The organism is Dactylosporangium siamense, assembly GCF_016862795.1.
Lineage (GTDB): Bacteria > Actinomycetota > Actinomycetes > Mycobacteriales > Micromonosporaceae > Dactylosporangium > Dactylosporangium siamense.
The window spans coordinates 47,886-59,088 of the sequence record NZ_BONQ01000157.1; the positions used below are offsets into that span (position 1 = coordinate 47,886).

Annotated in this window: 5 protein-coding genes; 4 read left to right on the top strand and 1 reads right to left on the bottom strand. The window is 75.8% G+C overall.

Annotated elements, in window-relative coordinates:
* The first annotated feature begins 49 nt into the window (after positions 1-49).
* The 4 genes from Dsi01nite_RS48390 to Dsi01nite_RS48405 all read left to right on the top strand — a co-directional run bounded on the left by Dsi01nite_RS48390 (position 50) and on the right by Dsi01nite_RS48405 (position 8,898).
* Positions 50-2,710 carry a helix-turn-helix transcriptional regulator gene (locus Dsi01nite_RS48390; RefSeq protein WP_203853248.1) on the top strand — a complete coding sequence of 887 codons (2,661 nt, stop codon included), beginning with the start codon at positions 50-52 and terminating at the stop codon, positions 2,708-2,710.
* The gene (locus Dsi01nite_RS48395; protein WP_203853249.1) at positions 2,707-4,920 is read left to right on the top strand and encodes a LuxR C-terminal-related transcriptional regulator; all 2,214 of its coding nucleotides are present in this window, start codon (positions 2,707-2,709) and stop codon (positions 4,918-4,920) included. Before Dsi01nite_RS48390 ends, Dsi01nite_RS48395 begins: the two co-directional genes overlap by 4 nt.
* Positions 4,914-7,655, top strand: coding sequence for a LuxR C-terminal-related transcriptional regulator (locus Dsi01nite_RS48400; RefSeq protein WP_203853250.1), 2,742 nt, complete (start codon positions 4,914-4,916; stop codon positions 7,653-7,655). The genes Dsi01nite_RS48395 and Dsi01nite_RS48400 overlap by 7 nt, the downstream gene beginning before the upstream one ends.
* 472 nt (positions 7,656-8,127) lie before the next feature.
* Positions 8,128-8,898 carry a helix-turn-helix transcriptional regulator gene (locus tag Dsi01nite_RS48405; protein ID WP_239136878.1) on the top strand — a complete coding sequence of 257 codons (771 nt, stop codon included), beginning with the start codon at positions 8,128-8,130 and terminating at the stop codon, positions 8,896-8,898.
* A 161-nt stretch (positions 8,899-9,059) separates the two neighbouring features.
* On the opposite strand, the gene Dsi01nite_RS48410 is transcribed toward Dsi01nite_RS48405, so the two are convergent.
* On the bottom strand, positions 9,060-11,203 hold a 2,144-nt coding region (locus Dsi01nite_RS48410; protein ID WP_203853252.1), incomplete at its 5' end, for a beta-ketoacyl reductase.

Genomic DNA, 11,203 nt, shown 5'->3' on the forward strand with positions numbered 1-11,203 from the left:
GGCCGACCGGCAGGGACACCGCACCGACCGTACGGATGGGACACCCCTCATGACACCGCAGGCCGCCGAACCGGACCGCAGCACCGGCACCACGCCGGCCCGCGACGGCCGGCCGGTGCTGCCGGACGTCGAGGCCGTCGCGGTGGTCCTGATCACCGGGGCGAGCGGCACGGGCAAGACCACACTGCTGCGGACACCGGCCGGGCCGGGCGTGACGGTGCTGTCCGCGACCTGCACGGAGGCCGGCGCCGCGGTGGACTTCACCGCGGCCCGGCAGCTGCTGCCCGCCCAGCCGCGCAGCGGCACCCAGGTCGTGGCCGCCGACGGCGGCCACCGCACCGTGCTCCACCTGTACCGGCGCGCGCTGGGCCTGCTGCAGTTCGGCCCGGTCCGGCTCGTCGTCGAGGACGCCCACTGGTGCGACGCGGCGACCCTGCGCTGGCTGCACTACCTGCTGCGGCGCTGCACCAACCGGCCGCTGCAGGTGGTGCTCGCCGTCGAACCCCGCGAGCACCCGGCGCTCAACACCCTCTTCGCCGACATCCTCGGCACCCCGCGGCAGCTGATCCTCGACCTCGACGCGCCGGAGCACGCCGGCACCGAGCCGCGCATCGACCGGCTGCGCCGCTTCCTGAGCCGCCAGCCGAACCTGCTGCGGGTCGCCGTCGCCACCGCCGTGCTGCAGCGGACCGACGCCGAACTGGTCGGCGCGCTCGCCGGGCTCCCGCCGCAACTCGCCGTCGCGCGGCTCTCAACGCTGCGCAACACCGGCATCGTGACCGGCGAGGCGGACCAGCCGGTGCCGCCGGCCGTGGCCGCGGAGCTGCTCGGCCTGCTCGCCGCCGATGAGCTGCAGCAGCTGTGCCGCCGGGCCGCGTTCATGCTCAACGACGCCGACGCGCCCGTGCAACGCCTCGCCGAGGTGCTGCTGGAGCTGCGCGACCTCGACGAACCCTGGATGCTGGAGCGCCTCCGCGACGCGGCCACCCGCGCCTACCGGCACGACGCACCGGCGGCGGTCCGCATCTGGACGCGGCTGCTGGCCGCGCAGCCGCAGTCGCCGGACGCCGCCGTCGACCTCGCCGTCGCGCTGCTCAACGTCGACCCGACCGCCGCGCTCGTGCACGCCCGGCAGGCGCTGCCGCGCTCCGGCGACGCCCGCACGAAGGCCAGGGCCGTGGTCTGCGTGGGGCTCGCCGCGCTCGTCACCGGCCGGGAGCCGACCGCGCCCTACCTGCTGCACGACGCCATGGAGACGCTGCGGCGCACCGCCGGCAGCGCCCCCTCGCTGCGGGACCGCATCCAGCTCGCGACCGTCGACTCGACCCTCGCCGCCAACGCCGTCATCGGCGGCACCACCTACCACACCGTCCGCTCACGCATCGGCGAGGCACCGGCCAGCGTCGCCGGCGCCTCCTCCACCCACCGGATGCTCGCCGTGCACGCGCTCACCACCGCCTACGAGGGCCTCGAGGTCCAACAGGCGGCCCGGTACGCCCGGCTCGTGCTGGACCGTCCGGTGATGGGCGACAGCTGGGCGCCGCTGATGGCGACCCGGGTGCTGCTGATGACCGACAACACCGCCGGGGCCCTGACCGCGGCGAGCCGGCTGGCCCTGCACCACCGCGACCGCGGCGAACCCTGCGCCGAAGCGGTCGCCCGGGCGACCTGGGCGCACGTGCTGCTGGAGGTCGGCGAGCTGGACGCCGCCTGGACCGAGGCGACGACGGCGCTGCGCCTGGCAGGGGACGGCGACTGGGGCGCCGCGACCTGGTCCGCGCACACGATCATCTCGCTGATCAACAGCTCGCAGGCGCGGATCCTCGCGGCCGAGGCGGGCCTGGAGGCGATCCACGAACGCGGCTCCGAACTGCCGCTCTGGGAGCAGGTGCAGGCCGTCGGGGCGACGGCCCACGCCGCCTACTGGGCGCAGGACTACGACCGGGCGCTGCAACGGCTGCGGGTCTGCGGGCAGGTCATCGAGGAGGCCGGGGTATGCAGCCCGGCCTTCAGCAGCTGGTGGCTCGACGAGATCATCCTGCTGGGGCTGCGCGGCCGCCGCAGCGAGGCGCACCTGCGCCTCGAGCAGGCCGAGGAGCAGTGCCGGCGGTGGCGGACCCCGCGGACGGCGGGCATGGCCCTGCTTGCCAGGGCCTCGCTCACCGAGCAGGGCGCCAAGGTCGAGCTGCTGCTCGGTGCCCTCGCCGAGCTGGAGCACTCACCGGCGCCGCTGCACCAGGTGAAGGCGCAGCTGATGCTCGGCCGGACGCTGACGGAGCTGGGCGACCGCACCGCCGCCCGCCGGCACCTGCGGGACGGGATGGTGCTGTCCAACCGGCTCGGCTACATGATGCTCGCCGCGCACTGCCGCAACGTGCTCAGCTCCGCCGGCGGGCGCACCGGCACCGAGCTCGCCGCGTGCGGTGAGCTGTCCAGCAGCGAACGGGCCGTCGCGCGGCTGGCGGCCGGCGGCGCGACCAACCGGCAGATCTCCGAGGAGCTGTTCATCTCCGTGCGGACCGTCGAGTTCCACCTCACCAACGCCTACCGGCGGCTAGGGATCCGCCGCAGGGACGCCCTGGCCGGCATCGTCGAGCCGATGCCGCTGACCCGGCGGGCCACCGCCCCGTCCCGGCGGGCCACCGCCCCGCCCCGGCCCGGCGGCCCTGCCTCGGGGTCCGCCGCCGGACCGGCCGAGGCGACGTCATGACCGAGCCGGCCCGGGCCGCCGGGACCGCTGCCGCCTGGTGGCGGTCCGTGCCCGCCGCCGCGGGCGGAGGCGCCTTCGACGCCGACGGCGCCTTCGCCGCCCACACCGAGGCGCTGCTCGCCGCCGCGGCCGCCGGCGACCCGGCGGCGTTGCTGGCCGCCATGCGCCGCAGCGGCCTGCGCGACCCGGACGTCGACGGGCTCAACGCCGCCTGCCGCGAGGTGCGGCGCGACCTCGTCGCCGGGCGGCTCGCCCTGCTGTCCGCCCCGCAGCTGCGCGGGTTGCGGATCCGGGCGCTGCTCGGCCCCGGAGTGCCCGAACGCCTCGCGGCGGGACTCACCCACGGCCTCCCCGGCTGTTCCGGAATCGACCCCACCGACCCGCTCGTCGCCGACGTCGTGCTCGCCGCGATGGACGGCGCCGAACGGGCCGCGCTGCGCCGGCACGCCGCCGAGACCGCCAACGACCTGGGCCTGCCGCCCGTCCTCGTCGGCCGGCTGCTGAGCGCGACCGAGCCCGGCTGGCCCAGCTGGGCGCTGGAGGCGCTGCTGGCCGCCGCCGCGGCCGCCGCGACCGAACGCAACTGGGAGACCGCCGCGACGCTGTACGACCGGGCACTGCGCGAGCCGATGGACGACACTCTGCGGCTGACGACCTCGCTGGCGCTCGGCGACGCGCAGCTGACCTGCTCCCCGGAGGCCGCCGACCGCACGTTCCGCACGGTGCTGCGCACGGCACCGGACGGCGGGGCGCTGACGGTGCGGCTCGCGGCCGCGGACCGGCTCCTGGTCCGCGGCGACGACGAGACCGCGCGCCGCGCGCTGGCCGCCGCCCATCACCGTACGGCCACCGCACCGCCCTCGCACGCCGGTGAACCCGCGGCGCTCGCGGCGCTGTACTGGCTCGCGGCCGACCGGGCCGGCACCCCGCCCGAGCTGACCTCCGACCGGGTGCCCGCCCTCGACGGCGCCGCTGCGGACCCCGCCGGGCGCGGGGTCCTGGCCTGGCGCGAAGCGGTCGCGGGCGACGACCTGGACCGCACCCGCCGGCACGCCCTGGCCGCGCTGGACCCGCCGGCCGGTGCGGTGGTGCCGCCGGCCGTGCAGGTGGCGGCGGCCCGCGCGCTGATGGTGACCGAGGACTTCGACGCGGCCGAGCACCGCCTCAACGGGCTCGTCGAGGCATCCCGCGGCGCCGGCGGGCACGCCGCCCGGCCGCTGGCGGCGCGGGCCGAGCTGTGGCTGCGCACCGGCCACCTCGCCGAGGCCGAACGCGACCTCCACGACCTGCAGCAATGCCTGCCGGAGCAGTCCTGGCACCCCAGTGCCCTGCCGCGGCTGCGGGCGCTGCAGCTCATGCAGCTGCTCGCCACCGGCCGTAGGGAGCAGGTCGGTGCGGCGCTGGGCGAGCCGCTGCCGCCGGGCAGCGACCAGGGCGTCGCCTGGGCGTACCTGCTGTACGCCCGGGCCGTCGCCGAGGCCGCCGACGGTCACGTCGACGCCGCCGTGCGGATGCTGCACGAGTGCGGCCGCCGCTGCCTGTCGGCCGGGCACCGCAACCCGGCCCTGCTGCCCTGGCGGTCCCAGGCGGCGCTGTGGGAGCACGTCCGCGGCGACGACACCGAAGCTGCCGCGCTGCTGCGGGTGGAGCGGCAGGCCGCCGAGCGGTGGGGAGCCGCCGGCACCGTCACGCTCACCGAGCTGCGGGCGGCGCTGCTGCACGGCGACGGGGTGAGCAGGGCGGACCGGGCCGTCGTGGCGCTGTGGGCGGCGATGCGGGGCGGCTGGTCGGCCGAGGCGCTGCTGACGCTGGAGAGCGCCGCGGCGGGCCGCCCGATGTCCGCGGCGGCCGACGCGGCCGTGCGTGCCGCGGCCCGGATCGGGCCCGGCAGCGGCTGGAGCGTCAGGGTCGGCGGCACCAGCGCGGCCAAGGCGGCCAGGAGCGTCGCGGTGCCCCGCAACGCCGGCCGCACCGACCGGCGGCCGGTGTCCGGCGGCGACGCCGGGAACCTGTCCGCGGCCCAGCTGCGGGTCGCGGAGCTGGCGGCGAACGGGCTGCCGAACGCCGCGATCGCCGAGATCCTCGCCATCACCAAGCGCACCGTGGAACTGCACCTGAGCAACGCGTACCGGAAACTCGGAATTTCCAACAGATCGGAACTTTCCGATGTGCTGTATGGCGCGGCTGGGGAACACTCTCCGGTGTGCTGATCGAGCGGGACCACGAACGTGACATCTGCTGCGCCGCACTGACCCGGCTCCGGGCCGGGCAGGGCGGGGTCCTGGCCATCACCGGTGACCTGGGCACAGGCAAGACGGCGCTGCTGGCGCAGGCGGCGGAGCTCGCCCGCGCCGACGGCGTGCCGGTGGTCGCGGCCACCGCGAACCGGGTCGAGCAGGGCCTGCCGCGGAGTCTGGCGTCCCGGCTGTGGCGGGAGGTCCGCGCGCGCGCCGCAACCGCCTCCACCGCGGCGGGCGGCGCCGGCGCGCTGCTGGTCACCATCGACGACCTGCAATGGGCCGACGACGCGAGCCTGGCCTGGCTCAACCGCCTGCACCGCCTCGCCGGCCGGGCGAGCGGGGTGACGGTCCTCGTCGCGCTCTCGGTCCTGGACGGCGACGCCGGCGGCGAGCGGCCCGAGGTCCGCGCCGCGCTGGCCGACGCCGACCGGACGCTGCGCCCGGCCCGGCTGAGTGTGGCCGGCGTCGAGCGGCTGCTGACCGACGCCGGCGTGGACCGGTTCGCCGCCGACCGCTGCCACCGGCTCAGCGGCGGCAACCCGTCGGTCGTGCGGGCGATGGCGGCGGACGCCGCCGGGTGGTCCGCTTCCGCCGGGCCGGCCGGCACCGCCCCGCCCGACGTCACGGGCCAGGCGTACCGGCCGCTGCTGCGGCGGGTGACCGCCGTCGTCGGGGCGCTGCCCGAGCCGCTGAGCGCGTACCTGCTGCACGGGGTGCTGCTCGGCACCGACGCGGAGGCCGGCCTGGTCGCCCGGCTGGCCGGGCTCGACGACGTCGACGCCCGCACCGCCGCCCGGGCGCTGCGGGCGATGGGGCTGTACGGCGCCGCCGAGCCGCAGCCGCTGCTGGACGCGGTCGTGCGGCACGTCGTCGGCACCACGATCTGCCCGGAGTCCTTCGCGGCCGGTCATCAGCACGCCGCGACGGCGCTCTACCGGGCCGGCGCATCCGCGGAACGGGTCGCCGCGCACCTGGAGCAGGCCGTCACGCTGGAGCCGTACGCGGCGGGTGTGCTGGCCGACGCCGCCGCGAGCGCACTGGCCCGCCACGACGTGACCGCCGCCGTGCGGTATCTGCGGGTCGCGCTGCGCGGCCTGCCGCCGCACGGCGCCGAGCGGGCCCAGGCCCTCGTCGAGCTCGCCGTCGCCGAGCGGTGCGGCAACCCGGCGACGCTGGTGCGCCGCGTCCTGCAGGCGCTGCCGTCGCTGCCGGACGACGACGCGCGGGCCGCCGCGCTGGCCCGGGTCCCGCTGACGGCGCTGCAGACCGGTGCGGAGGCCGCGGGCGCGGCGATCGACGACGTCCTGCGCCGTCTGCACCCGGAGCTCGCCGACCCGCCGGCCACGTGGGGTGCGGGGGCGGGGTCGTGGGGGCCCGGGGCGCTGGCGCAGCGGCTGGAGGCGCGGCTGTGGATGTCCGGCTGGCAGGATCCCAAGGTGCCGGCCGCCGCCGCGGCACGGCTGCGCGGCCAGGAAACGTTCCCGCGGACGCCCGCGGAGCGGGAGCTGGCGGGGGTGCTGCTGTTCTGCGCGACCATGTCGGCGGACATGACCGCCGCGGAGCTCGCCCCCCTCGCCCAGCTGCTGTTCGAGTCGCTGCCCGCCGACCACGAGACGCTCACGTCGATCGCGCCGCTGCTCGTGGCCAGCGCCGTCGCGGCCGAGCGGGTGCCGGCGCTGCAGCCGTGGCTGGTGGAGGCGCGCCTGGAGCACGACGCCGGCCCGTGCCGCCGGGTGTCCGCGCAGGTGTACGCCCAGCTGGCGTTCCAGCAGCTGCACACCGGGCACCCCGCCGCGGCCGCGGTCAGCGCCGGCAACGCGCTCACCGTGGCACCGGACGGCTTCTGCGACGACGGACTCAGCGTCGCGATGCTCTTCGCGGTCGCGGCTGCGGTGCCGGACGACCGGCTGCGGCAGCGGGCGGCGGGGCTGTGCCACCCGGAGCTGGCCACCGCCGAGACGGGCATGCTGCCGATGGTGAGCAACCTGTTGTACGGCGCGATGCTGTACGACACCGAGCCGCAGGCGGCCCTGGCCGCGCTGACCGAGTGCGAGCAGCAGCTGGACACCCACGGCTGGCGCAACCGGGCGCTCTTCCCGACCGGCTCGATGATCGCGCCGCTGCTGCACCGCCTCGGCCGGCCCGGGGAGGCGATCGAGCGCATCGCGGAGGAGCACCGGCTGGCGGCGGCCTGGGGCTCGCCGGCGGCGACCGGCCGGACGTTACGGATCTGGGCCGAGCTCTGCCGCGGCCGACAGGCGCTGCGGCTGCTGGACGACGCCGTGGACGTGCTGGAGGGCTCCGCCAACCAGCTGGAGCTGGCCCGCGCCCTGCTGGCCCGGGGCACCCGGCTGCTCGCGGGCGGCCGGCGCAACGCGGGCGAGGACCTGCGCCGCGGGCGGCAGCTGGCGGCCGCGGCCGGGCTGTCGTGGTTGATGGAGCCGGTCACGGAGGCCCTGCAGGCGCACCAGGAGCAGCTGGTGCCCGGGTTCAGCTCGTTCACCCCGGCCGAGCGGACCGTCACTGAGCTGGTCACGGCCGGCCTGACGAACCAGGCCATCGCCATCCGGCTGGAGGTCTCCCAGCGGGCCGTGGAGAAGCACCTGACCAACTGTTACCGCAAACTCGGGGTCGCCAACCGATCCGCACTAAAGGCGGTACTCAACCAGATAGCCACCCAAATGTCCGATGGACGCTTTGAATAGTTTCGTTCGCGTCCGAACAGGGCGTAGATCACCAGCGGTAATAGGTGCGCCACTGAAAGCGTTCGTGGATACGCCGCGGGGGCCCTGGATCCTCAAGGCAATGCTCAAATTTTCCGCAAGATCGATATCGGACGGTACGTATACCTTGACGATCACATGTGGGGCGGAACCGGACTTCGGTCCGGATTCCGTTGCGCTGGGTGGCCGTACCACACCGTCAGGCAGGTCGGGGCGGTCACCCACACCCACTCTGAGCTGGGGTAACATCCTTTGGACAGTGCCCCTGCGGAAACCTTGGCCACCCTGCGTCCCCATCTGGCCACGCCGCGCCGCCGACTACGGTCCACCACACCGAACTAGGCGCACACCTACCACAGTCTTTGGTGCCCGATTTGCTCGCGTTGACGCTCGCGGAAAGCCATGCAAGGCTCCCGATGCGATCACAAATTTGGAGCATTTGGGAGACGTGTCGATGCTTCTGGTCAGTAACTCGAAGGCAGACGTACGAGACGCAACTCAGTCCGGTCCGCTCCAGAGGCAAAACAGGATTGAAACACTGTCGGAACAATGCTGCTCATTTCCGCAGCCTCATCCGGCGGCTCTCGTCGGTGCCAGTGAATACGGCGAGCTGTTTCTTTCCATTGTCGAACGGACCGGGGTCGGCCTCGCCGTCCTCAATCCACAACTGCGTATCCAGCACACGAACTCCGCATTGCTCGAGCACTGCGGTCAGCCGCGCTTCGACCTGCACGGATTCGACTTTCCCGAGCTGTTGCACCCCAGCGTGCGCCAGCACATGCGCCGTCAGTTCGAGAGGCTTCTCACCAGCCGCGGCGGCCGTTTCGTAGAGCACCTCGCCGCCCTGTGGGCGACCCGCACCGCCTTCACCGGATCCCTCACCGGAATGGCCGTGCAGGGCGACGCCGGGCAGCTCAAGACAATCGTCGTCCTGGTCGCACCCGACCAGGGCGAAGATGACCGTCGGGTACTCATCAGCCCGAACAAGATCCTGACCGAGATCAATGCGAAGATTCTCGAGGGGGTGGCCACCGGTGTCCCCACCGTGCAACTGGCCGCAAAGCTGTATCTGAGCCGGCAGGGCATCGAGTATCACGTCAGCAACATGCTGCGGCAGTTCAAGGTGCCGAATCGGGCGGCCCTGGTGTCCAAGGCGTACTCCATGGGCCTCTTCGGGGTCGGCTCGTGGCCGCCGAAGGTGCTCAGCGACTACGTACGGCGCTGAACGCGGGCGCACAGCACACGCACGAGGTGGCCGGGACCCAAGGGACCCGGCCACCTGCATGTGCGGGCAACACCCCGGCGGGTGCGGGCAGCACCCCGGAGACTGCGGGCCGCACGCCCCGGGGTGCGGCCCGCACACCGCAGTTCGCGGCTCGCCGCCCGTCAGGTCAGGCCCAGCTCGCGGTCGATCAGGTCGAACATCTCGTCGTCGTCGGCCTCGGCCAGACCGTCCCCACCCTCGACCGGCCCGTCGTCCCAGCGGCGCAGCAGGCTGCGCAGCCGCTCAGCCACCTGCCGGCGGGTGCCGGGGTCGGCGTCGCCGGCCGGCAGCGCCGCGGCGAGGGCGTCCAGCGCCGCGAGCGGGTCGCCGGCCACGTCCGGGACCAGGGCCGTGTTGAGGTGCCGGGCGAGCGCGGCCGGCGTCGGGTGGTCGAACACCACCGTCACCGGCAGCCGCAGCCCCGTCAGGGCGGTGAGCTTGTTGCGCAGGTCGACCGCGGTCAGCGAGTCGAAGCCCAGTTCCCGGAACGGCCGCGACGCGGTGACCGCCTCCGGGGTGGCGTGCCCGAGGGTGCCGGCGGCGTGGCTGCGGACCAGGTGCACCAGCTCCCGCTGCCGCTCGTCGTCGGCGAGCCCGCGCAGACGCTGCGCCGGCTCCGGGTGCCCGGCACCCGGCTCCTCCTCGGCTCCGGCCCCCGCCACCGGCCGCGCCTCGGGCAGCTCGTCGAGCAGCGGACGGTGCCTGGCCATCGAATACAGGGCGCCGAAGCGGGCCCAGTCGACCCGGGCCACGACGAGCGCGGCCTCGCCGTGCTCGACCGCGTCCCGCAGCGCCGCGACCGCGTGCGCCGGGTCCATGCCGAGGATCCCGTGCTCCGCGAGCCGGTCGGCCTCGCCCGCGTCGACCATCCCGCCGACCTCCCACGCGCCCCACGCCACGCAGGTCGCGGCCTGGCCGCGGTCCCGGCGGTGCCGGGCGAGCGCCTCCAGGTAGGCGTTGCCCGCCGCGTACGCCGCCTGGCCCAGGTTGCCCCAGACCCCGGCGCCGGAGGAGAACATGACGAACGCGTCCAGCGGCACCGCGGCGAGCAGCGCGTCGAGGTGCATCGCCCCGGCCGCCTTGCCGCGCAGGACCGCGGCCATGTCCGCGAGGTCCGTGCCGGACAGCGGGCGCTCGTGGCCGGGCACCCCGGCCGCGTGCACCACCGCGGTCAGCGGCGACCCCGCCGGCAGGTCCGCCAGCAGGCGGCGCACCTGCTCGCGGTCGCCGACGTCGCAGGCCACCACGGTCGCCTCGGCGCCGAGCGCGGCGAGCTCCGCGACGAGCTCCGCGACGCCGGGCGCCGCCATCCCGCGACGGCTGGTCAGCACCAGGCGGGTCGCGCCGGCACCGGCGAGCCAGCGGGCCACGTGCCCGCCGAGCGATCCGGTGCCGCCGGTCACCAGCACCGTGCCGTGCGGACGCCACGGGCGGTCCGGGCCGCCCGCCGCGCCGAGCCCGGCGGGCAGCGGCGCCCGGACCAGCCGGCGGCCGAAGACGCCCTCGGGCCGGATCGCGACCTGGTCCTCGTCGCCGATCCCGGCGAGCACGGCGCACAGCCTCGCGGCCGCGGCGGCGTCGACCGTGGCGGGCAGGTCGACCAGGCCGCCCCAGCCGTCCGGGTCGTCGAGACCCGCGACGATGCCCATCCCCCACACCTGCGCCTGCACCGGGCGGTGCAGCGCATCGCCGGCGCCGACGGAGACCGCCCCGCCGGTCGCGCACCACAACTTCGCGCCGACGCCGGCGCCGTTCAGCGCCTGCAGCAGCCCGACGTTGCCGGCCAGACCCGCCGGCAGCTCCGGCACCGTGCGGTGCGGCGCCTCGTCCCAGGCCAGCAGCGACAGCACCCCGTCGACCGGGCCCGCGACGAGCGGGCGCAGCAGCTCGGCGATCCGGTCGCGGTCGGCCTCCCCCGCGGGGATCCGCAGCAGGTCGGCGTCGGCGCCGTGCGCGGCGAGCGCCGCAAGCACCACATCGACGGGACCGTCGACGGTGCCGCCGGTCGACCCGAACGCCACGACCAGCCATCGTCCGGAGAGCGCGGCGCCGGGTTCGTCGAGTGCGTCCCACCGCACCGCGTAGCGCAGCTCGTCGACGGCGGCACGCACCCGCGACCCCTCGTGCCAGGTCCGCAGCGCGGGCAGGACCGCGGCGAGCGCGGCGGGATCGGCCGACGTCGCACCGGCGAGACCGGACACGTCACCGCGCCGGACCGCGTCCCAGAACCGGTCGTCCGCGGGCGCTCCGCCCGCCGCGGCGGGGG

Bases quoted from the DNA above. Each gene is read 5' to 3' on its own strand.
- Dsi01nite_RS48390 (WP_203853248.1), top strand. From the start codon at position 50: ATGACACCGCAGGCCGCCGAACCGGACCGCAGCACCGGCACCACGCCG.
- Dsi01nite_RS48395 (WP_203853249.1), top strand. From the start codon at position 2,707: ATGACCGAGCCGGCCCGGGCCGCCGGGACCGCTGCCGCCTGGTGGCGG.
- Dsi01nite_RS48405 (WP_239136878.1), top strand. From the start codon at position 8,128: ATGCTTCTGGTCAGTAACTCGAAGGCAGACGTACGAGACGCAACTCAG.